The sequence below is a fragment of the Huaxiibacter chinensis genome (assembly GCF_022171985.1).
Taxonomy (GTDB): Bacteria; Pseudomonadota; Gammaproteobacteria; order Enterobacterales; family Enterobacteriaceae; genus Enterobacter; species Enterobacter chinensis_A.
The window spans coordinates 264275-284960 of record NZ_JAJVHF010000004.1; the positions used below are offsets into that span (position 1 = coordinate 264275).

Consider the following 20686-nt stretch of genomic DNA (forward strand, 5'->3'; position numbering starts at 1 on the left):
GGGTTTATTCATCTCTCATGCGTGTGAGCTGGCTAACATTTCTGCACCTTATGGATTCTCTATGCTTTGCCGCAGATGATTACGAGGAAGAGCGTATGTGGGCGACAAACAGAGAAAAATCAAAACCGTTGTCTTCTCGACAGGATGTGGTGACGTCATTGAATGTCCTGCTTGGCGCGCTGGACAAGCAGTTTCCGCCAGGCCAGTCGCGCATTTCGCTGGGCGAGACCTGTGCGCACTACAGCGCAGACATTGCCCGGATGGAAGGTCTGTCGCGGGCGCTGTGGGGCCTGTTTCCGCTGATGGCCTCCGGCGAGGCAACGCCGTACAGCGAAAAATACCTTACGGCGATCAAACTCGGCACCGATCCGCACAGCGAAGAATACTGGGGTGATGCGGGCCCTTTCGATCAGCGTCTGGTGGAGATGGCCGCGTATGGGCTTGGGCTGACGTTACTGCAGGACCGACTGCTGGCGTCATTTAGCGAGCGCGAGGTAAAAAACCTGCACGCGTGGCTGAACCAGATTACCGATGCGCAGATGCCGGACAGTAACTGGAACTACTTTGCCATTATGGTCCAGCTCGGTTTTAAACGTGCCGGTTTACCCTTCGATCCACAGGCGATAGAGCGTCGTTTCGACATGATGGACGCTTACTATCTGGGTGACGGATGGTATTCCGACGGGGCAGGTCGACCAAAAGATTATTACATCTCGATGGCGTTCCACTTTTACGGCCTGATTTACGCCACGCTCGGCGATGATGAAGAGAGGGCCGTTGTCCTGCGTGAACGCGCCCGACAGTTTGCCCAGGATTTTATCTTTTTTTCGGCGGCCGACGGGGCCTCGGTGCCTTTTGGCCGCAGCCTGACCTACCGCTTCGCGATGGTCGCCTTCTGGAGCGCGGTCGCCTTTTCCGGTCTGGAGGTCTTCACGCCAGGCATTGTAAAAGGCATCGTGTTGCGCCACCTGCGCTGGTGGCAGCAGCAACCTATTGTCGATCGCGACGGCATTTTGACGCTGGGGTTTGCCTGTCCCAATCTGGTGATGTGCGAAGACTATAACTCACCCGGGTCGCCCTACTGGGCGCTCAAAACCTACCTGATTCTCGCCCTGCCGGAGAGCCATCCTTTCTGGCAGGCAGAAGAGCAGCCGCTGCCGGTCCTTGCCGAAAAACAGGCCATCCCGCACGCCCAGCAGCTCCTGATGCATAGCGACCATTCTCAGCACGTGGTCTTGCTCACGGCCGGACAGCTTGAGCTGAATAACTACGTCAATACCGAGGCAAAATATACCAAATTTGCCTATTCCAGCCGCTTTGGTTTCACCATTGAGCGTGGGCGTTATGGTCTGAAACATGCCGCCTGTGACTCCATGCTGCTGCTTGCCGATGGCGACGGTTATTTCCGCGGGCGTCGGGAGTGCGACGAGGTACGCGTCGATGAAAATTATATTTTCTCGCGCTGGTCGCCCTGGCATGACGTTCAGATCGCGAGCTGGCTGGTGCCTTTTGGCGACTGGCATATCAGACTGCATCGGATTAACACCCAGCGCGAACTGCAGACGGTGGAAGGCGGGTTTGCGGTCATGAAAACAGTGCATCAGATTCAGGGGCGGGGCAGCTACCTGTCGGCCACCAACGGCAGCAGCAGTATTGTCGATCTGTCAGCAGAGATTGCTCGCCAGCCGGATAGCCTCGTCACGCCGCCGAACAGCAGCATTATGTTTGCAGAATGCGCCTCTGTTCCGATCCTGACCACGCCGCTTGGGAAAGGAGAGCACTGGCTTTGTTGCGCGGTTATGGCGTCGGGCGATCCCGCTAAAACGGCGGCAACGCCACAGCTTCACATAACAAATAATCAGGTTGCCCTTCACGATCCTGAATGCGAACGCACGCTGTCGTTCTCTCTATAACTCTGGACCCTACCTGTCGGCGAGGATGATATGAAAAGTCTGTCAACGAGCAATAAAGCAGAATATTACAAAATCAGTAGCTTTATCTTTCTCTATTTCTTTACCTGGTCTGCCAGTATTGGTCTTCTGGCTATCTGGCTGGGACAAAAGGCTAACCTGAGCGGGTCGGTGATCGGGACCGTGTTTGCGGTAAACGGAATTTTCTCGGTTATCTTAAAGCCGATATATGGCTATATTCTCGATAAAATCGGCATGAGTAAATATCTGCTCTATTTTGTGGTCGTGATGTCGGCCCTGATGGCGCCGTTCTTTATTTACGTCTATCAACCGCTGTTATTATCTAACACGATGCTGGGTATTATTATTGGTGCCCTGTATTTGAGCTTTGCCTGGTACGCTGGCGTGGCGGCCTGCGAATCCTATTCCGATCGCTTTAGCCGTTTAAACGGCATGGAGTTTGGCCAGATCCGCATGTGGGGTTCGCTTGGCTGGGCGGTGGCGTCATCGTTCTCCGGTTTGCTGTTTAATTTATCCCCTTCGTATAACTTTATTATGGGCAGCGTGGCCTCGGTCATCATGCTGATTGTGCTGCTAAACCTGAAAGTAAACACGAACTCCGTTCATGCGGGCGAGGTGTTGACCAAAGAGAAAATTGCCCCGGCGGATGTCTATGCCTTACTGCGTAACCGCAAATTCTGGGCCTTTTGCCTCTACGTCGCGGGCGTGGCCTGGATGATGTTTATTGCTGAACAGCAGTTCTCGCGCTATTTCGTTACCTTCTTTGATGATATCCACCAGGGCAATGCGGTATTTGGCTATCTCGGCACCGTGCAGTCGGGCATGGAATTTGTCATGTATATGGTCATCCCGCTGTTTGTGAATTTCATTGGGGCCAAACGCGGGCTGTTAATCGTGGGGCTGGTGGTCGGCGCGCGGCTGATTATTTCCGGGATATGCGATTCGCACCTGTTAATTTCCGTGCTTAAGCCGCTGTACGGTCTGGAAATCTGCCTGCTGTTAGTCTCCGTCTTTAAATATATCGCCGAGCATTTCGATAAGCGCGTCAATGCGACCATGTATTTACTGGGGTATCAGGCGATGCTGTATGTGGGGAATGTCGTGGTGTCCTCACCGGCGGGATATATGTATGACCGCATCGGCTTTGAACAGACCTATATCATTATGGGCGCCACGGCGCTGACCTTTACGCTCATTTCTGCCTTCACGTTATCCGCCTGCCAGAGCAAATGGCGGGGCACGCGGGAAACCACGCTCGCAGAACAAACACCGTTACGATAATTCACGCCGTCAAAGAAGGAACCGAAATATGTTAAGTCATATCGTTGAGGAACGTCTGGCCACCATTCCCGCGCCCGTCGATACACGCCAGTTTAGCGATGAACTGAACTCCGCGCGCAGCCATGTCCTTGAACTGATTAGCCGTCATTTAACGGAGTTCGGTGATAAATTTCCTGCAGAAACCTGTAAAGAGGGGTTCTATCCCCTGACCGACAACGTGGAATGGACCACCAGCTTCTGGACAGGCCAGCTTTGGCTGGCATGGGAAATGAGCGGTGAGGATAAATTTCGCCGTATGGCCGAGAAACATGTGCGCTCGTTTGGTCTGCGCATTGCCGGACGACACGACACCAATACGCACGATCTGGGCTTCCTGTATACGCTCTCCTGTGTGGCAGGCTGGCGGTTAACCGGTAATCGTGAGGCGCGGAGCTTTTCGCTGCTGGCAGCAGAAGCGCTGCTTGAACGTTTTCATGAGAAAGCCAGGATCATTCAGGCCTGGGGAGATCTGAGCGATCCCGAACAGGCCGGACGCATGATCATCGACTGCAATATGAACCTGCCTTTGCTCTACTGGGCGAGTGAACAGACGGGCGATCCGCGCTTTGCCGAAGCCGCAAAAGCCCATGTGCACCAGGCGGCGAAATACCTTATCCGCGAAGATGCTTCCACTTTCCATACCTACTATATGGATGTGAACACCGGCGCGCCGCGCTACGGCAATACCCAGCAAGGCTACGCCGATGACTCCTGCTGGTCACGCGGCCAGGCGTGGGGGATTTATGGCTTCCTGCTGAGCTATATCTATACCGGCGATGAAACGATGATTGCCCTGTCAAAACGGCTGGCAAACTACTTCCTTAATCGACTGCCGGAAGATTACGTTTGCCACTGGGATCTGGCGCTGGTGGGCACCGATGCGCTTCGCGACGCTTCGTCTGCGGCAATTGCGGTCTGCGGTCTGCTGGAGCTGGTGAAGCACCTGCCGGTGACCGATCCGGATCGCGAGCGTTACCTGGAATGGGCGAAAGGCATCATGTCTTCTTTGACGAAGCACTACCTGATGGGGAAAGAGGAGAAGGGCAACGGGCTGCTTAAGCACTCGGTTTATCATCTGGCGAGCGATAAAGGCGTGGATGAGTGCGCAAGCTGGGGAGATTACTTTTACGTGGAGGCGCTGGTGCGCTTTACCCAGAGCTGGAAGCTGTACTGGTAAAAACGACGGGGTGGATCACAACCCCAGAACGTCAGTAATCACCTTTCGATAGGGCGTGCTGATTTGAGCCGGTACGCGGTTCAAATAGTCCCGTGCATGATCCCGCGTTTCGCCGGTAAGGCTGTCGAGGTAGGCAATCGCCTCGTCAACGGTGGGAACGCGGCCTTCCATTGCGGCGCTACGGGGCGGAAGCCCCGTCCAGATGAGGGCATCAATTCCCCGCTCTGCTGCCCATGATGAGAGAAAACCGCAGTTGCGTCCGGTAATCAGCAGCGAGCCGATACCGTCACAGCGTGCCTCGGGGATCGCCTCCCGCTTGCGTAGCGCTTCACAGGCCTGGCTTAGCGTTGTCACGCTAAGCCAGGCCCACAGCACGGGCACGGCAGGGGCATTCATACAGAGCGCGGTAGCCAACTCTCCACCATCGCTCACCCGACAAAACTCCACGGGCAGCGCGGGGCCGTCAGGTTTCCACTCTCCGTCAACGGGCAGCGGACCATATTTCCAGATTAACGAACCCCAGCCAAGACAGGCTATTTTCATCCTTTCGCTTTCCGTTGTCGTCAGGCTTTAGGGATACGCAGCGTCTGGCCGGGATAGATTTTATCGGGGCTTGAGAGCATCGGGCGGTTCGCCTCGAAGATCTTGTTGTACTGGTTGGCGTCACCGTACACGGTTTTGGAGATGGCGCTTAGAGTATCGCCGGACTTCACCGTATAGTAAGTGGCTTCGTCTTTGGCATCGGTCGCGGTGATATTGTTCTCGACCTCGCTGACACCAGCGATATTCCCCACGGCAACCTGGATTTTCTCCTTCTGCTCCTGGGTCAGGCCATCGCCCGTGACGCTGGCTTTGCCGTCGGTCACGTTCACCTGCACTTTTTCGGCACCGGGAATGTTCAGTTTCTTGAGGTGCTCTGTGACTTTCTCACCCTGACCTTTATGGTCAGTCAGGTTGTCCCAGAGTTTTTCGCCTGCTTCTTTTACAAAATTAAAAAGACCCATTCCATCCTCCTGTTAAACATGAAGTCAGAATAAGCATAGCAGGTGGCAGGCATTCCCTCTCCGAAGGGAGAGGGATGTCAGGGATTATTTACACCCCTTGCTCCAGAATACGGATGTGGGTTTCCAGAACGTTACCTTTTACCGCTTCGCTCCACGCTTTCATGTGCGGGGTCTGCAGATGCGCGTCGAGGTGTGCAACGGATTCCCACTGCTCAACCATGATGATGGAGTCTGGCGCGGTGGACTGGAAGCTCGCGTCAGTGGTGGCATCCACCATCGGCGCGTAGCCGTGGCAGCCTTCTTCTTTCAAAACGGTTGGGATAATTTTAACAAACTCATCCAGTACCGCCTGGCGGTGATGTTGGCCTGGACGGGTACGAATTTCAGCAATAACGGTAAGCATGATTAACTCCTTCTAATTCCAGGCTAACAGTTAAGCAAAAATTTCGGCCAGATGCTTGCGATATTCTGCGATATAACGCGGGACATCGGGCATTTTAATCACGTCATTGACGATAAAGGTCGGCAGCGGCTCCATGGCCAGGAACTGGTTCGCCTTATGGAAAGGCAGATAGGCGCCGTCGACCCCCACGCCATGGAAGAACTGATCTTCATCGGTGAAGGCATCCAGCGGGGCGTTCCAGGTCAGGGACAGCATATATTTTTTGCCGTGCAGCAAACCGCCGGATCCATATTTTTTCGAGGCATCAGAACGCGTGCGACCATCGCTGGCGTACAGCGAGCCGTGGCCTTCGGTGAAGACATCGTCCATATACTTTTTCACGGTCCACGGCGCGCCCATCCACCAGCCCGGCATTTGCCAGACCACAACGTCGGCCCAGAGGAAGTTTTGTACCTCTGCGTGCACATCATAGTCGCCATCGGTACGCACGACTCTGACATCATGCCCGGCGTCGCGCAGAAAACCATCCGCGACCTCGGTCAGGGTGTCATTTAACTGGCCGTTAGAGTGGGCAAACTTTTTTGCCCCGTTAATAATCAGTATGTTGCTCATAATTTGTCCTCACGCTGAGAGATTGAGGACAATTCTACGCGCGATAGCGAGGCGGAGTAATAAGCAAAATGTGCAAAGTCTTTTGCGCTGGACGCAATAATTGCTCACCAGCTTATCCGCGCGATAAACCCGCCATCCGGGGCGTTTCCGAGCGTCAGCGTCATGCCGTGCAGGGCGGCGATGCGTTTAACGATCGACAATCCCAGCCCGCTGCCCGTCTCATCCTGGCCGGGCGGGCGATAAAAACGCTCTCCCAGTCGGGTCAGCGTTTCCGGCGCAATGCCGGGTCCGTTATCGCGAACCGTAAAGCTGCGGGCCTCCAGGGTAACGTCTACCTCACTGCCGCGCGGGCTGTAGCGTATCGCGTTATCCAGCAGATTCCGGACCAGCAGGCTGAGCAGTAAGGGCTGTCCGGAACGCGTGACCTGTTCCGCCTTCACGTTCAGACGTACCTCGATACCCGCCTGATGCGCAGGATGGTAGATATCCATCACCGACGATTGCAGTAAATCGGCCATCCGGACAGGCTCGATATCGTCCAGATTATCCAGCGAATCCAGACGGGAGAGCGTCAGGAGTTGTTCCACCAGTCGGGAGGCCCGATCGATGCCGGCGTGCAGTTGTACCAGCGCCTTTGCCTGAGCCTGCGGGTCATCCAGCGACAGCTGGGCGACTTCGGTCTGGACCTTCAGGGCCGTCAGGGGGCTGCGCAACTCATGTGCCGCGTCAGAGGTAAAACGCCGCTCACGGCTCATCATCTCCTGAGTACGTTCAAACAGATGGTTAAGCGCGTCAAGCAGGGGGCGCACTTCGCTGGGGACCGATAGATTGAGTCGGTCAGTGGCATCGGGAGAACGGCGGCGCAACGTCTGGGCCAGGTTTTTCAGTGGTTTCAGCTCACGGCTCAGCAAGACAATCAGTAACAGCAGCATGATGGGCAGCGCCACCATCCACGGGATCAGTTGAGAACGGACAATATCCATCGCCATATCCTGGCGGTATTCCCGTTCCTGACCCACTACCACCCGGTATTTGCCGTTGGGCGCGGTCAGCCACAGAAAGCGCCATGCGTCGTTATCATCCTGCAGGTGTCCATCGGTAAAGCCATCGCGACGGTAATGTCCGGGAATATCGCGGCCATTCTCCCCGTCATTGAGCAACATGTTGCCGTCAGGAGAGAAGATGGCGAAGGCCAGCGCGTCATCGTCCAGATGCCCATGTCGGGCCTTTTTAGGCACGTCCTGCATCAGCGCAGACGCCGTATGCGCGTCTAACTCCATCGTCAGCAGCCGTTTGGCAAACAGCATTTGCTGGGTATCAAACAGCTTATCGAGTTTATGCGTCGTTTGTTGCCAGGCCACCACGCTTGCGGTAAACCATGCCGTGAGCGACAGGAGCAAAAAGAGCAGCGTCAGCCGCAGTTTCAGGCTCAGGCGTTGGGTCAGTTTCATGCGTCACCCAGGGTGTAGCCGATGCCGTGTACGGTGCGGATAAAATCACTTCCCAGCTTTCGGCGTAAATGATGGACGTGGACTTCCACGGCGTTGCTGGAGACATCATCGTCCCAGTTATAGAGTTTTTCTTCGATCAGTTTGCGCGGCAACACGCGTCCGGCATTGCGCATTAAGAGCTCCAGCAGAGCAAACTCCTTCGGCTTGAGCGCCAGCGTTTCGCCATTAAGCGTGGCCACCAGGCTTACGGGATCCAGGATGACGTTGCCATGGCGAAGTTCGCTGCGCGTCTGACCGTGGCTGCGTCGCACCAGCGCTTCAAGTCGGGCGGCGACTTCAATCAGCGCAAAGGGTTTGCAGAGATAATCATCTGCCCCCAGACGCAGCCCCTCGACGCGCTGGTTAAGCGCATCACGGGCGGTCAGGATCAGCACCGGCTCACTGCGGCCGCTCTCTCGCCAGGCATGGAGGATCGCCAGCCCGTCGATTTCGGGCAGCGTCAGATCCAGCACGACGGCATCATAAGGCGCGGAATAGAGCGCGGCTTTGCCTGTTTTACCCTCGGTAAACCAGTCCACGCTAAAACCCATTTTGCTTAAGCCCGCCTTGATGCCATCGCCGATCAGCTTGTCGTCTTCAATCAGTAAAATGCGCATGTTTCCTCCTTGATGTCGCCAGTAAACCTCCTGGCCGAGGCTGCTGTACAGTAAAAATAAATAAATTTTCCCCTTAAGAAGTTGTTAAGGTTTACTCTGTTTAATGGACTGCGAAACCACATTAAAGGGAGAGATGAAGATGAAAAAATTCGCTGCACTCGCTGCCATCATGATGATGACTACGGCACCGGTCTTTGCTGCACAGGGCGGTTTTAACGGCCCTTCTGCAACCGCAACCCAGACGCAAACCCAAACCCAGCAGGGCGGTTTTGTCGATAACAACGCCAACCTCACCACCGCGGCAAAAGTCAAAGAGATGAAGGACGACAGCTGGGTGAAACTGCGCGGGAACATCACCGAGCGCGTGTCTGATGACCGCTACAACTTCCGCGATGAGTCCGGAACCGTGGTCGTTGAGATCGACCACAAGCGCTGGAACGGCGTGACCGTAGGCCCGCAGGATAAAGTGGAACTTCAGGGTAAGGTCGATAAAGACTGGAACGAGTTCGAAGTCGATGTAAAACAGGTTATCAAGCTGAATAAATAATTTCAGATAGAAATTACCTATACATGCCGATCGCTAGCCGATCGGCATTTTTTTGTTGTTAATCCCAGTTCCCGTAGGGGTAGGTTTTGCCCTTAATAAAATCCTGCGTTGACTGGATAAAATTAAATAATCCGCCGGGGACGACATAGTCTTTGCATAGTGTCAGGTCTTTACCGGAGCGGGTCCTGAGCTTAATGGGCTTAACGGGAAGGCTGGGCCGTCCTTCGACGTCAGAGAACCAGATTTTGACTTTGCCTCCCGGAGACAGGCCAAATACCATTCTGTTGTACCAAACAGGTGCGCCGGAAGGTCGAGTATGGTCAGCAGGCGTTTTCATACGCAGCCAGGTTTCTGGCCCAAAAATGGCGCTGGTTTCATACGTTTCCTGATCAATATAAGACTCCCAGCAGAAGACGATGTACTGAGGGGGTTTTTTGGCTTTGTTGAAGTTGATGCTGGGGCCATGAATAGCAGAAGCCCACTTATCGATGGAGTCTGGACCTCGTGAAGTCTGGTCAAGGGTATTGAAGATATAACGATAACCATCAGTATCTATTATTCGGACATGAGTGGCTTCTGCCCTCAAATATTTTGGAGTGACAAAAGAAAAGCTCCAGTATTCATATGGCAGTGTCCAGTCCGCGCTGGCGGCCTGTTTGGACTGAACGGGATAAGTTTTTCCGGAGCTACACCCTGCAGCGGTCAGCGCCAGGAGGGACATCACTAGCGTAGGTATTTTCATGGTATTCATCCCTGTTAGTCCCAGTTCCCGTACGGGTAGGTTTTGCCCTTAATAAAATCCTGCGTTGACTGGATAAAATTAAATAATCCGCCGGGGACGACATAGTCTTTGCAAAGTGTCAGGTCTTTACCGGAGCGGGTCCTGAGCTTAATGGGCTTAACGGGAAGGCTGGGCCGCCCTTCGACGTCAGAGAACCAGATTTTGACTTTGCCTCCCGGGGACAGGCCAAATACCATTCTGTTGTACCAGACAGTCTCTCCGTACCAGGTATGGTCAGCAGGCGTTTTCATGCGCAGCCAGGTTTCTGGCCCAAAAATGGCGCTGGTTTCATACGTTTCCTGGTCAATATAAGACTCCCAGCAGAAGACGATGTACTGAGGGGGTTTTTTGGCTTTGTTGAAGTTGATGCTGGGGCCATGAATAGCAGAAGCCCACTTATCGATGGAGTCTGGACCTCGTGAAGTCTGGTCAAGGGTATTGAAGATATAACGATAACCATCAGTATCTATTATTCGGACATGAGTGGCTTCTGCCCTCAAATATTTTGGAGTGACAAAAGAAAAGCTCCAGTATTCATATGGCAGTGTCCAGTCCGCACTGGCGGCCTGTTTGGACTGAACGGGATAAGTTTTTCCGGAGCTACACCCTGCAGCGGTCAGTGCCAGGAGGGACAGCAATAGCGTAGGTATTTTCATGGTTCTCATCCCTGTTAATCCCAGTTCCCGTACGGGTAGGTTTTCCCTTTGTTGATCTCCTCAACGGAGATGACCTTTTTATAGTCTTCAGCGGGCGTGGCGTAGTCTTTGCAAAGGGTCAGGTCCTTACCGGAGAGGGTCCTGAGCTTAATGGGCTTAACGGGAAGGCTGGGCCGTCCTTCGACGTCAGAGAACCAGATTTTGACTTTGCCTCCCGGGGACAGGCCAAACACCATGCTGTTGTACCAGACAGTCTCTCCGTACCATGTATGGTCAGCAGGCGTTTTCATGCGCAGCCAGGTTTCTGGCCCAAAAATGACGCTGGTTTCATAAGTCTGTCGGTCAGCATAGGAATCCCAGCAGAAGACGATGTACTGAGGGGGTTTTTTGGCTTTGTTGAAGTTGATGCTGGGGCCATGAATAGCAGAGGACCACTTATCGATCGAATCTCGAACGTGAGAAGTCTGATCAAGGGTGTTGAAGATATAACGATAACCATCCGTATCAATTATTCGGACATGAGTGGCTTCAGACCACACATCTTTTGGAGTGACAAAAGAAAAGTCCCACTCTCCGGTGGGCAGTGCCCAGTCCGCACTGGCGGCCTGTTTGGACTGTAAAGGGTATGACTTCTGCATCACACAACCCGATGTTGTCATTAGCAACGCAACGGTAAGTATGTTTAGCGTTTTCATCGTTTTATTCCATCCATGTTATAAACGGTTCGGGTCCAGTTCTCGTCCGGTCGGTTTACAAAGCCGATAGTTTCGGATGCCGCAGTGCCGCCCTGTAGCTCCCCGGTCTGCCTGAGCGTAACGGCGTTCCAGTGGGCTGAGCAGTGGATAAAGTTTCTGGCAATTATGTCCACTTCGGCAGGCGTAAAACCCGGGACGGATTTATGCTGGCGGACTAGTTTGCCCATCGCTCTGGCATGTTCGCAGTACGCCTTAAGTTCGTCAGGAAGAGCGTATATAGGGTCTTGTTCAATATCAGCAAATAGTGCACCTCCCTCCTTTGCCGCATCTACCATCACCCGAAGCGCCACCTTCGACCAGGCATGTCTCACCACACGATGGCGTAGTGTCAGAGCGGCAAAAGTGCGTTTTTGCGGCTGACTGTAGCGATCGGCGGGAGCATAGTCGTCTTCCCAGATCTCCGGGGTGATCGCATTAGTATGGATAAGCGGCATGAGTGTGGGGCAGTGCGCCAGCTCGTGCAGTTGCTCTTTTGCCTGCCGGTAAACGCGCGAGTTGGCCCCAGGTTGATTCGCCGGCCGCGTTTCGACTTGTGGACGGGTTAGAAAGAGATCTTCACGCAGCTGCGGCAGATATCCGCCACCAATATCGGAATGCGCGCCGGGGAGTGCCAGCTCAGGCCAGGCGGGAGCCACGCTGTTAAGGGCGAAGTTATAGCGGCACTCATGCTGGGCGGTGATATGAAAAACCTTTTGCGCCACGCCAGGGCGTAGAAGGATATTAACGTCACCAGTGTCCGCGCTGTGCGGATCGAGACCGTTTGTCACGGTGCCGACTGCGGCTACGGTATCCATGATGCCGAGAAAGCGGGTTTTTCCCGCTGGGGTTCCGGAGTAGCTAAATTTGCTTAAGCCTGTTGAGATGGCATGGATTATGGCTTGGTCTCCTGCCCGGACGCGGTTAGCAAAATGGCGGGCCGCCGCGGCCCCACGGCTGAAGCCGAAGATGTCAAACATAAGATTCTCGACTACAAACTTTCCTGTGAGCCTGGCGATTACAATTTTTATTGCCTTTGCCAGCTGCGCCACCGCATCGTCAGTTTTGGCGATAATCCCTGTCGCTGCGCTTCCTAGCCCCAGGCCTATCGGATCATCCGGTTCGCCTGCCCGGGTGCCGATCCCCTCCACATACAGAACGCCCTGGATATAGTTGCTGTCTTGCGGGTAGTTTTGCTCATAAAGTTTATTGAGCCAGTGAATGTTCGTGTAATATCCCAGGTAACTGCTCGCGCCCACTCCGCGAATCCCCATTTTCTCCGAGACATTCTTAGCAAGAATGCTTTCCGCATCAGGATCCTCGATATCAAAATGTTGTGCGGTTAGGGCTTTAAGCATGCTCCCCGTATTCACAGCATTATTACCTGTGCCGTCGAAGAAAATGCCCATTACCAGGGTCGCCTTGCGTTCCGGCGGCTGCGGCGGCAGCGGTATTTTCTGGACAATCGGGAGCAACTGAGGGGATTGATCCGGTATTAACTGATCATAAAACTCGGTACCGGCAATGAGATGGCGGCAACAAATATAATCATACTCGACTGATACATATTCATACGGTAAATCTTTTAAGGTGATTTTACAGTCCAGGGACTGAATTCTGGCAGCGCGAAGTTCAATAGTATAATAATTTTCCAGCCGACCATATTGATTGATTCGATAAATATCAAACAACATATTCAGCCGTTCATTATTATTGATTGCGTTATTAAGTAATGGAGAGCTTTTATCCAGAGTTTTGCAAAAACGCAGCCCGTGGTGATGCGTGCCACCCGGATTCCGGCTGGCGGCCTGCATCAGGCCAAAGACCTGAATTTCGTCTTCATGCCCCATTTGATAACGATTGCCAATGGATTTTTGCGAACCGCAGCCTGCGGAAATGTTTCCCTGAATATCACCCTCAAGTCTTAAATAAATAAGTTGACTCATTTATTTTCCTGAGTGGAATTGATAGCGGGATAAGCGTAACGTGAAATAAGTTTATTTATTCTGCCTTTAATCAAATAAAAACCAGTTGATGCACTTTATTTACCCGTTACAGGTACGCCTTATTGCATGAAATGCTGTTAAAAATGCCGCACGGATCCCTCTGAAAAGGGCGAAGGCTGGCGTTGTTTTCTTTGTGACTCATCACGCCAGATAGGGTAGTATCTGCGGCAATATTGCCTGAAACCCGCAGGTTTCTGAGTTGAGGAATCACACGTAATGAGTGACATGGCAGAGCGCCTCGCGCTACATGAATTCACGGAAAATGCCTACCTGAACTACTCCATGTACGTCATCATGGACAGGGCATTGCCGTTTATCGGTGATGGTCTGAAGCCCGTACAGCGCCGCATCGTCTATGCGATGTCCGAGCTGGGGCTGAGCGCCAGCGCCAAGTTCAAAAAATCCGCCCGTACCGTCGGTGACGTGTTGGGTAAATACCACCCGCACGGTGACATCGCCTGCTATGAAGCGATGGTGCTGATGGCACAGCCGTTCTCCTACCGTTATCCGCTGGTCGATGGTCAGGGGAACTGGGGGGCGCCGGACGATCCCAAATCCTTCGCTGCGATGCGTTACACCGAATCTCGCTTGTCCAAATATGCCGAAGTGCTGTTGGGTGAGCTGGGGCAGGGGACGGTTGACTGGGTTCCAAACTTTGACGGAACGATGCAGGAGCCGAAAATGCTGCCTGCGCGTCTGCCAAATATCCTGCTGAACGGCACCACCGGCATTGCCGTGGGCATGGCGACGGATATTCCGCCGCACAACCTGCGTGAAGTGGCGAAAGCCGCCATTACCCTGATTGAACAGCCGAAAACCACGCTCGACGAGCTGCTGGATATCGTTCAGGGGCCGGACTACCCGACCGAGGCGGAAATCATTACCTCGCGTGCGGAAATTCGCAAAATCTACCAGAACGGTCGCGGCTCCGTGCGTATGCGCGCGGTGTGGACCAAAGAAGACGGCGCCGTGGTGATCACCGCGCTGCCGCACCAGGTGTCGGGCGCGAAAGTGCTGGAGCAGATTGCGTCCCAGATGCGCAATAAAAAGCTGCCGATGGTCGACGACCTGCGTGACGAATCCGACCACGAAAACCCCACCCGTCTGGTGATCGTGCCGCGCTCCAACCGCGTGGACATGGAGCAGGTGATGAACCACCTGTTTGCGACCACCGATCTGGAAAAAAGCTACCGCATCAACCTGAACATGATCGGTCTCGACGGTCGTCCGGCGGTGAAAAACCTGCTGGAGATCCTAACCGAATGGCTGGCCTTCCGCCGCGATACCGTTCGCCGCCGTCTGAACTATCGCCTGGAAAAAGTCCTCAAGCGCCTGCACATCCTCGAAGGTTTGCTGGTGGCGTTCCTGAATATCGACGAAGTGATTGAGATCATCCGTTCTGAGGACGAGCCGAAGCCGGCGCTGATGTCGCGCTTTGGCATCAGCGAAACCCAGGCCGAGGCGATCCTTGAGCTGAAGCTGCGTCATCTCGCCAAACTGGAAGAGATGAAGATCCGCGGTGAGCAGAACGAGCTGGAAAAAGAGCGCGATCAGCTGCAGGCGATTCTGGCCTCCGAGCGCAAGATGAATACCCTGCTGAAGAAAGAGCTGCAGGCCGATTCCGATGCCTTTGGCGACGATCGCCGCTCGCCGCTTCACGAACGTGAAGAAGCGAAAGCCATGAGCGAGCATGACATGCTGCCGTCTGAACCGGTGACTATCGTGCTGTCTCAAAGTGGCTGGGTACGCAGTGCAAAAGGGCATGATATCGACGCGCCAGGTCTGAGCTACAAAGCGGGCGACAGCTTTAAATCGGCGGTAAAAGGCAAGAGCAACCAGCCGGTGGTCTTTATCGACTCTACCGGTCGAAGCTACGCCATCGACCCGATCACGCTGCCTTCTGCGCGGGGTCAGGGTGAGCCGATTACCGGCAAACTGACGCTGCCGCCGGGCGCAACGGTTGATCATATGCTGATGGAGAACGATGAGCAGAAACTGCTGATGGCCTCCGACGCAGGTTATGGCTTTATCTGTACCTTCAACGATCTGGTGGCGCGTAACCGCGCCGGTAAGGCGATGATCAGCCTGCCGGACAATGCGCATGTGATGACGCCGCTGGTGATTGAAAACGACAGCGACATGCTGCTGGCGATCACCGTTGCAGGCCGTATGCTGATGTTCCCGGTCAGCGATCTGCCGCAGCTGTCGAAAGGCAAAGGCAACAAAATCATCAGTATTCCGTCGGCGGAAGCGGCGAAAGGCGAAGATGGCCTGGCGCATCTGTTTATTCTGCCACCGCAGAGCACGCTGACCATTCATGTCGGTAAGCGGAAAATTAAGCTGCGTCCGGAAGAGTTGCAGAAGGTGGTTGGGGAACGCGGACGTCGCGGCTCCCTGATGCGCGGTCTGCAACGCATCGACCGCGTGGAGATTGACTCACCGCACCGCAGCAACGCGGGCGACAGCGAAGAGTAAGCCGTGATTACGCCCCTCCGTTCAGGAGGGGCGCTCCCGTTAAAATTTCCCGTAAAAACGTTGTTAATTCGTGCGTTGCGATTAACAATACGCGCGTGTAATAAAGTCCTTACCTGGCCACAGGTGAAGTATAATTGTCAGCTGTTGGGGCTTCAGAGGTCGCTATGCTATTTATTGTTCGAACCATTCTTACCGTTATTTATTGTCTCCTGGTCTGTATTTTCGGCTGCATCTGGTGTTTGTTCAGCCCGCGTAACCCAAAACATGTCGCCACCTTTGGTCACATGTTCGGTCGTCTTGCGCCGCTGTATGGCCTGAAAGTCGAACAACGCCTTCCTGAAGGGATGACTGATTTCAGCAACGCCATTTATATCGCTAACCATCAGAACAACTACGATATGGTGACCGCGGCAAACATTGTGCAGCCCCCCACCGTCACCGTGGGTAAAAAAAGCCTGCTGTGGATCCCGTTCTTTGGTCAGCTCTACTGGCTCACCGGTAACTTGCTGATTGATCGTAATAATCGTGCAAAAGCGCACGGTACGATTGCTGAAGTGGTCAATCACTTTAAGAAGCGTCGTATTTCTATCTGGATGTTCCCGGAAGGGACGCGTAGCCGTGGTCGCGGTCTGCTGCCGTTTAAAACGGGCGCGTTTCATGCTGCAATTGCGGCAGGTGTTCCAATTATTCCAGTGTGCGTTTCAAATACTTCTAATAAGATTAGCCTTAACCGTCTGAAAAACGGGTTAGTGATTGTCGAAATGCTGCCGCCGGTGGATACCAGCAAATATGGCAAAGATCAGGTGCGCGAGCTGGCAACGCATTGCCGTGAACTGATGGCTCAGCATATTGCCCAGCTCGACAAAGAAGTCGCAGAAAGAGAAGCCGCCGGAAAGATTTAATCCGGCGTTAAAGGGAAAAAGATTTCCCACGTTGTCAGTCGTTTCAGATGGAGCTTATATGTCACTCAGTCGGCGTCAGTTTATTCAGGCTTCGGGAATCGCCCTTTGTGCGGGTGCGGTTCCCCTGACAGCCAACGCCGCGGGGCAGCAACAGCCGCTGCCTGTTCCGCCGTTACTGGAATCCCGTCGTGGTCAGCCCCTTTTCCTGACGATGCAACGCGCCCACTGGACATTCACGCAGGGAACGCGCGCGTCGGTGTGGGGTGTTAACGGGCGCTATCTTGGCCCGACGATCCGCGTCTGGAGCGGCGATGACGTTAAGCTTATTTACAGTAACCGTCTGACTGAAAACGTTGCGATGACCATCAGCGGTCTGCAGGTGCCGGGTCCGCTGATTGGCGGTCCTGCGCGCATGATGTCCCCCAGCGCCGACTGGGCACCCGTGCTGCCGATTCGACAGAGCGCATCCACGCTGTGGTATCGCGCTAACACGCCTAACCGCTCGGCTCAGCAGGTCTATAACGGGCTGGCGGGCATGTGGCTGGTGGAAGATGAGATCAGCAAATCTCTGCCGATCCCCAACCATTATGGCGTGGATGATTTCCCGGTCATTATCCAGGATAAGCGGCTGGATAATTTTGGCTCACCGGAATACAGCGAACCGGGCAGCGGCGGCTTTGTCGGGGACACCTTGCTGGTCAACGGCGCGCAAAGCCCGTATGTCGAAGTGTCGCGCGGCTGGGTACGTCTGCGTTTACTGAATGCGTCAAACGCGCGTCGTTATCTGCTGCAGATGAGCGACGGTCGTCCGCTGCATGTTATTTCAGGCGATCAGGGCTTCTTGCCTGCGCCGGTATCCGTTAAACAGCTGACGCTGGCCCCGGGCGAACGCCGCGAAATCCTGGTGGATATGACTAACGGCGATGAGGTTTCCATCACCTGTGGCGAAGCGGCAAGCATTGTGGATCGTATTCGGGGCTTCTTTGAGCCGTCGAGTATTCTGGTCTCTACGCTGGTGCTCACGCTGCGTCCGACGGGTCTGTTACCGCTGGTGACGGACAGCCTGCCGATGCGCCTGCTGCCCGAAGAGATCCTGACCGGTTCGCCCGTCCGTAGCCGTGATATTACCCTGGGAGACGATCCGGGTATCAACGGCGCGCTGTGGGATGTCAACCGCATTGATATTACGGCGCAGCAGGGGACCTGGGAGCGCTGGACGGTGCGTGCCGAAATGCCTCAGTCGTTCCATATTGAAGGCGTAACGTTCTTAATCCGCAACGTCAACGGGGCGATGCCGTTCCCGGAAGACAGAGGCTGGAAAGATACCGTCTGGGTCGACGGGCAGGTTGAGCTGCTGGTCTATTACGGTCAACCTTCGTGGCCGCACTTCCCGTTCCTGTTCCACAGTCAAACCCTGGAGATGGCGGATCGGGGATCGGTCGGCCAGCTGCTGGTAAACCCCGCACCGTAATCTGCTCTTCCCCTCTCCCTGTGGGAGAGGGCAAATTTAGCTCGCTCCGCTCTTCCCACTCTACCTGTGGGAGAGGGTCGGGGTGAGGGCAACAGCCCGCATAATACCCCTTCATTTCCCGCATTATTCCAGCGTATAATCCCCGCCCTTTGTTTATTTTTTCTTCGGAAGCATTATGAGCGCAATATCCTTGATCCAGCCGGATCGAGACCTCTTCTCCTGGCCGCAGTACTGGGCAGCCTGTTTTGGACCGGCGCCGTTCCTGCCGATGTCCCGTGAAGAGATGGACCAACTGGGCTGGGACAGCTGCGATATCATTCTGGTGACAGGCGATGCCTACGTCGATCACCCGAGTTTTGGCATGGCCATCTGTGGCCGTATGCTTGAAGCGCAGGGCTTCCGGGTCGGGATCATCTCCCAGCCAGACTGGAACAGCAAAGAGGACTTTATGCGCCTCGGCAAACCCAATCTGTTCTTCGGCGTGACGGCGGGCAACATGGATTCCATGATCAACCGCTACACTGCCGACCGCAAACTGCGTCATGACGACGCCTACACCGCCGATAACCTGGCGGGTAAGCGACCGGATCGCGCCACTTTGGTTTACACCCAGCGTTGTAAAGAAGCATGGAAAGACGTGCCGGTCATCCTGGGTGGGATTGAAGCGAGCCTGCGCCGCACCGCGCATTACGATTACTGGTCTGATACCGTGCGCCGTTCGGTGCTGGTGGACTCAAAAGCCGACATGCTGATCTTCGGTAACGGCGAACGTCCGCTGGTTGAAGTGGCCCATCGCCTGTCTCAGGGTGAGCCGGTATCGGCTATCCGTGACGTGCGAAACACCGCAATCATGGTGAAAGAGGCGCTGCCAGGCTGGACCGGCGTCGATTCGCGTATCATTGATATGCCCGGAAAAATCGACCCCATCCCCCATCCGTACGGGGAAGATCTGCCTTGCGCCGATAACAAACCCGTCGAGCCGAAGAAAGCCGAAGCGAAAGCCGTTGTTGTCCAGCCGCCGCGTCCAAAGCCATGGGAAAAAACCTACGTACTCTTGCCCTCCTTCGAGAAGGTCAAAGGGGACAAAGTGCTCTACGCCCACGCCTCGCGTATTTTGCACCATGAAACCAACCCGGGCTGCGCCCGCGCGCTGATGCAAAAACATGGCGAGCGGTATATCTGGGTGAATCCACCGGCGATCCCGCTTTCTACCGAAGAGATGGATAGCGTGTTCGCTCTGCCATATAAGCGCGTGCCGCATCCGTCTTATGGCGACAGCCGCATTCCCGCCTACGATATGATCCGTTTTTCGGTCAATATTATGCGCGGCTGCTTTGGCGGCTGCTCTTTTACTCTTGTTTTTATGTATTTAGAGTTAAACTCTACTTTTCTATTTTTAGAATTCAAGCTATTCATCGTAATTGAGAGATATCCTTTTAATGTTCAGCAAGCCTGTTAAAAGCACTTTATCTGAACCGCGTTTTGCCTAAATCCTGCTCAATATATACTCTCCCTGAGTTCTGAAATCCTCAAATTCCCCAATCTTAAAGCATTGATACATAGATGATGTCAGATAATGCGCAATCATCTCACCGCCAATATGGATCCGTTCCGGGTGTGAGTATGTCGCCTGTATAGCCCTTTGTTCATTCATCATTACAGGAATTGTCTGCAACAAATCCCCATCCAGGATTTGGCACTCAGGTTTTACTCCTGTTCCGTATTGTAATTGCTCTGATTCGAAATCATGGACTGAGCGATAGGCGAACGAAACGATATTTCCTGTTTCCTCGCAAATTGCGAACTGATAAACACTGGTTGTCACCGTTGAAGAAGAGGGAATTGCATGGTCATGCTTGTATTGTTTCCACAGCCTCCTTAGACAGGCCGATGTATGATAATTGAGATTTTGTATACCTGATACGACCATTCTGGTTGATGCTTCAAGCAACCAGGTGTTAGAAAATCCACCTGCCCCCGTACCTGCTATGATGGTTCTTAGCTGGGGGATGTAACCTGCTTTGGAAACAAAAGATAACGGCTCCCCATTATCGGTGACGGCAAGGGTATCTGTTACAATCAGTGCTTGTGCTTCGTCTGTATAAAATATCAGTGATGACATATTTTCCTCATCCAGAAAAGACATTACATGAATCACAGAACAGGTCACTACAACCACGTGAAAGGGAGTCAGACCATTTTCCAGAGGTAAATATATTCTTGTGTTTGGACGCGTTGCGGTTCTCTGTAAAAAATATATAGCACAAACAAAAGTCCCCGCAGGGATAAATATAGTTATATGCGCTTTTTCTGCTGGCTTTTACAATTGAAAGTGACAGGTAAACGAAATGTGTTACAGGTTTCTTTTGCTTTTCGTTGGGTTCTGTATATGCGAATTTACCCTGTGTGTTATTTTTGCAATGGACTCAGGCTGTATTCAATCAATTAAGGTTTACTTCTGGCATTAAGATGTATCCGTTGCCTGTTTTTTAAGGGCACGGTTTGTGCCGGGAAATGAAAATCACATCTTAAGTTCTTCACTCAAAGGATTTGTGATGTTTAT

At 53.7% G+C, this 20686-nt stretch carries 18 protein-coding genes and 1 pseudogene; 8 read left to right on the forward strand and 11 right to left on the reverse strand.

Annotation, left to right across the window (positions count from 1 at the left end):
• The first annotated feature begins 95 nt into the window (after positions 1 to 95).
• Genes LZP96_RS13010 through LZP96_RS13020 form a run of 3 tightly spaced genes read left to right on the forward strand, consistent with a single transcriptional unit; the run spans position 96 to position 4428 of the window.
• On the forward strand, positions 96 to 1913 hold the full coding sequence (locus LZP96_RS13010) for a DUF2264 domain-containing protein (protein WP_064327436.1): 1818 nt from the start codon (positions 96 to 98) through the stop codon (positions 1911 to 1913).
• A 30-nt stretch (positions 1914 to 1943) separates the two neighbouring features.
• A complete protein-coding gene (locus LZP96_RS13015; protein ID WP_064327435.1) occupies positions 1944 to 3212 on the forward strand; it encodes an oligosaccharide MFS transporter in 1269 nt (422 codons plus the stop codon).
• A gap of 28 nt (positions 3213 to 3240) precedes the next feature.
• On the forward strand, positions 3241 to 4428 hold the full coding sequence (locus tag LZP96_RS13020) for a glycoside hydrolase family 88 protein (RefSeq protein ID WP_064327434.1): 1188 nt from the start codon (positions 3241 to 3243) through the stop codon (positions 4426 to 4428).
• A 15-nt stretch (positions 4429 to 4443) separates the two neighbouring features.
• On the opposite strand, the gene LZP96_RS13025 is transcribed toward LZP96_RS13020, so the two are convergent.
• From LZP96_RS13025 to qseB, 6 genes are all read right to left on the reverse strand, one after another.
• Positions 4444 to 4971 (reverse strand): hypothetical protein, encoded by a 528-nt coding sequence (locus LZP96_RS13025; RefSeq protein WP_064327433.1) that lies wholly within the window; start codon positions 4969 to 4971, stop codon positions 4444 to 4446.
• A 20-nt stretch (positions 4972 to 4991) separates the two neighbouring features.
• Positions 4992 to 5432 carry a peptidoglycan-binding protein LysM gene (lysM, locus tag LZP96_RS13030; RefSeq protein ID WP_064327432.1) on the reverse strand — a complete coding sequence of 147 codons (441 nt, stop codon included), beginning with the start codon at positions 5430 to 5432 and terminating at the stop codon, positions 4992 to 4994.
• A gap of 88 nt (positions 5433 to 5520) precedes the next feature.
• Positions 5521 to 5835 carry a putative quinol monooxygenase gene (locus LZP96_RS13035; RefSeq protein ID WP_064327431.1) on the reverse strand — a complete coding sequence of 105 codons (315 nt, stop codon included), beginning with the start codon at positions 5833 to 5835 and terminating at the stop codon, positions 5521 to 5523.
• 30 nt (positions 5836 to 5865) lie between these two features.
• Positions 5866 to 6447: an NAD(P)H-dependent oxidoreductase gene (locus LZP96_RS13040; protein ID WP_064327430.1), complete on the reverse strand. Its 582-nt coding sequence runs from the start codon at positions 6445 to 6447 to the stop codon at positions 5866 to 5868.
• Positions 6448 to 6551: 104 nt separating this feature from the next.
• Positions 6552 to 7898: a quorum sensing histidine kinase QseC gene (gene qseC / locus LZP96_RS13045; protein WP_064327429.1), complete on the reverse strand. Its 1347-nt coding sequence runs from the start codon at positions 7896 to 7898 to the stop codon at positions 6552 to 6554.
• Positions 7895 to 8554, reverse strand: a complete 660-nt coding sequence (qseB, locus tag LZP96_RS13050) for a quorum sensing response regulator transcription factor QseB (protein ID WP_064327428.1) — start codon at positions 8552 to 8554, stop codon at positions 7895 to 7897. The genes qseC and qseB overlap by 4 nt, the downstream gene beginning before the upstream one ends.
• 139 nt (positions 8555 to 8693) lie before the next feature.
• Between qseB and LZP96_RS13055 the strand changes: the two genes are divergently transcribed.
• Entirely contained in the window at positions 8694 to 9101 is a 408-nt protein-coding gene (locus LZP96_RS13055; protein WP_064327427.1) for a YgiW/YdeI family stress tolerance OB fold protein, read from the forward strand.
• 58 nt (positions 9102 to 9159) lie between these two features.
• Here the strand turns inward: LZP96_RS13055 and LZP96_RS13060 are convergent, their stop codons facing one another.
• From LZP96_RS13060 to tssD, 4 genes are read right to left on the reverse strand one after another with little or no spacing between them, the layout of a single operon-like run.
• Positions 9160 to 9843: a DUF2931 family protein gene (locus tag LZP96_RS13060; protein ID WP_258926052.1), complete on the reverse strand. Its 684-nt coding sequence runs from the start codon at positions 9841 to 9843 to the stop codon at positions 9160 to 9162.
• A gap of 14 nt (positions 9844 to 9857) precedes the next feature.
• Positions 9858 to 10538 (reverse strand): DUF2931 family protein, encoded by a 681-nt coding sequence (locus tag LZP96_RS13065; protein WP_258926053.1) that lies wholly within the window; start codon positions 10536 to 10538, stop codon positions 9858 to 9860.
• Between the two features lie 14 nt (positions 10539 to 10552).
• Positions 10553 to 11176 (reverse strand): DUF2931 family protein, encoded by a 624-nt coding sequence (locus LZP96_RS13070; protein WP_232462950.1) that lies wholly within the window; start codon positions 11174 to 11176, stop codon positions 10553 to 10555.
• Between the two features lie 53 nt (positions 11177 to 11229).
• Positions 11230 to 13215 carry a type VI secretion system tube protein TssD gene (gene tssD, locus LZP96_RS13075; RefSeq protein ID WP_258926054.1) on the reverse strand — a complete coding sequence of 662 codons (1986 nt, stop codon included), beginning with the start codon at positions 13213 to 13215 and terminating at the stop codon, positions 11230 to 11232.
• Between the two features lie 276 nt (positions 13216 to 13491).
• On the opposite strand from tssD, the gene parC reads away from it, so the two are divergent.
• From parC to LZP96_RS13095, 4 genes and pseudogenes are all read left to right on the forward strand, one after another.
• Positions 13492 to 15750, forward strand: a complete 2259-nt coding sequence (gene parC, locus LZP96_RS13080) for a DNA topoisomerase IV subunit A (protein WP_258926055.1) — start codon at positions 13492 to 13494, stop codon at positions 15748 to 15750.
• Between the two features lie 164 nt (positions 15751 to 15914).
• Entirely contained in the window at positions 15915 to 16652 is a 738-nt protein-coding gene (gene plsC / locus LZP96_RS13085; RefSeq protein ID WP_064327422.1) for a 1-acylglycerol-3-phosphate O-acyltransferase, read from the forward strand.
• Between the two features lie 58 nt (positions 16653 to 16710).
• Positions 16711 to 18123 (forward strand): cell division protein FtsP, encoded by a 1413-nt coding sequence (ftsP, locus tag LZP96_RS13090; RefSeq protein ID WP_064327421.1) that lies wholly within the window; start codon positions 16711 to 16713, stop codon positions 18121 to 18123.
• 175 nt (positions 18124 to 18298) lie between these two features.
• Positions 18299 to 19474, forward strand: a pseudogene (locus tag LZP96_RS13095) (YgiQ family radical SAM protein); the annotation flags it as partial.
• 135 nt (positions 19475 to 19609) lie between these two features.
• Here the strand turns inward: LZP96_RS13095 and LZP96_RS13100 are convergent.
• A complete protein-coding gene (locus LZP96_RS13100) occupies positions 19610 to 20245 on the reverse strand; it encodes a hypothetical protein (RefSeq protein ID WP_023279901.1) in 636 nt (211 codons plus the stop codon).
• Positions 20246 to 20686 lie beyond the last annotated feature (441 nt).

Bases quoted from the DNA above. Each gene is read 5' to 3' on its own strand.
- LZP96_RS13025 (WP_064327433.1), bottom strand. From the start codon at position 4,971: ATGAAAATAGCCTGTCTTGGCTGGGGTTCGTTAATCTGGAAATATGGT.
- LZP96_RS13070 (WP_232462950.1), bottom strand. From the start codon at position 11,176: ATGCAGAAGTCATACCCTTTACAGTCCAAACAGGCCGCCAGTGCGGAC.
- LZP96_RS13060 (WP_258926052.1), bottom strand. From the start codon at position 9,843: ATGAAAATACCTACGCTAGTGATGTCCCTCCTGGCGCTGACCGCTGCA.
- LZP96_RS13100 (WP_023279901.1), bottom strand. From the start codon at position 20,245: ATGTCATCACTGATATTTTATACAGACGAAGCACAAGCACTGATTGTA.
- qseB (WP_064327428.1), bottom strand. From the start codon at position 8,554: ATGCGCATTTTACTGATTGAAGACGACAAGCTGATCGGCGATGGCATC.
- LZP96_RS13010 (WP_064327436.1), top strand. From the start codon at position 96: ATGTGGGCGACAAACAGAGAAAAATCAAAACCGTTGTCTTCTCGACAG.
- lysM (WP_064327432.1), bottom strand. From the start codon at position 5,432: ATGGGTCTTTTTAATTTTGTAAAAGAAGCAGGCGAAAAACTCTGGGAC.
- qseC (WP_064327429.1), bottom strand. From the start codon at position 7,898: ATGAAACTGACCCAACGCCTGAGCCTGAAACTGCGGCTGACGCTGCTC.
- LZP96_RS13065 (WP_258926053.1), bottom strand. From the start codon at position 10,538: ATGAAAATACCTACGCTATTGCTGTCCCTCCTGGCACTGACCGCTGCA.
- LZP96_RS13020 (WP_064327434.1), top strand. From the start codon at position 3,241: ATGTTAAGTCATATCGTTGAGGAACGTCTGGCCACCATTCCCGCGCCC.
- LZP96_RS13040 (WP_064327430.1), bottom strand. From the start codon at position 6,447: ATGAGCAACATACTGATTATTAACGGGGCAAAAAAGTTTGCCCACTCT.
- LZP96_RS13055 (WP_064327427.1), top strand. From the start codon at position 8,694: ATGAAAAAATTCGCTGCACTCGCTGCCATCATGATGATGACTACGGCA.
- tssD (WP_258926054.1), bottom strand. From the start codon at position 13,215: ATGAGTCAACTTATTTATTTAAGACTTGAGGGTGATATTCAGGGAAAC.
- ftsP (WP_064327421.1), top strand. From the start codon at position 16,711: ATGTCACTCAGTCGGCGTCAGTTTATTCAGGCTTCGGGAATCGCCCTT.
- LZP96_RS13035 (WP_064327431.1), bottom strand. From the start codon at position 5,835: ATGCTTACCGTTATTGCTGAAATTCGTACCCGTCCAGGCCAACATCAC.
- LZP96_RS13015 (WP_064327435.1), top strand. From the start codon at position 1,944: ATGAAAAGTCTGTCAACGAGCAATAAAGCAGAATATTACAAAATCAGT.
- parC (WP_258926055.1), top strand. From the start codon at position 13,492: ATGAGTGACATGGCAGAGCGCCTCGCGCTACATGAATTCACGGAAAAT.
- plsC (WP_064327422.1), top strand. From the start codon at position 15,915: ATGCTATTTATTGTTCGAACCATTCTTACCGTTATTTATTGTCTCCTG.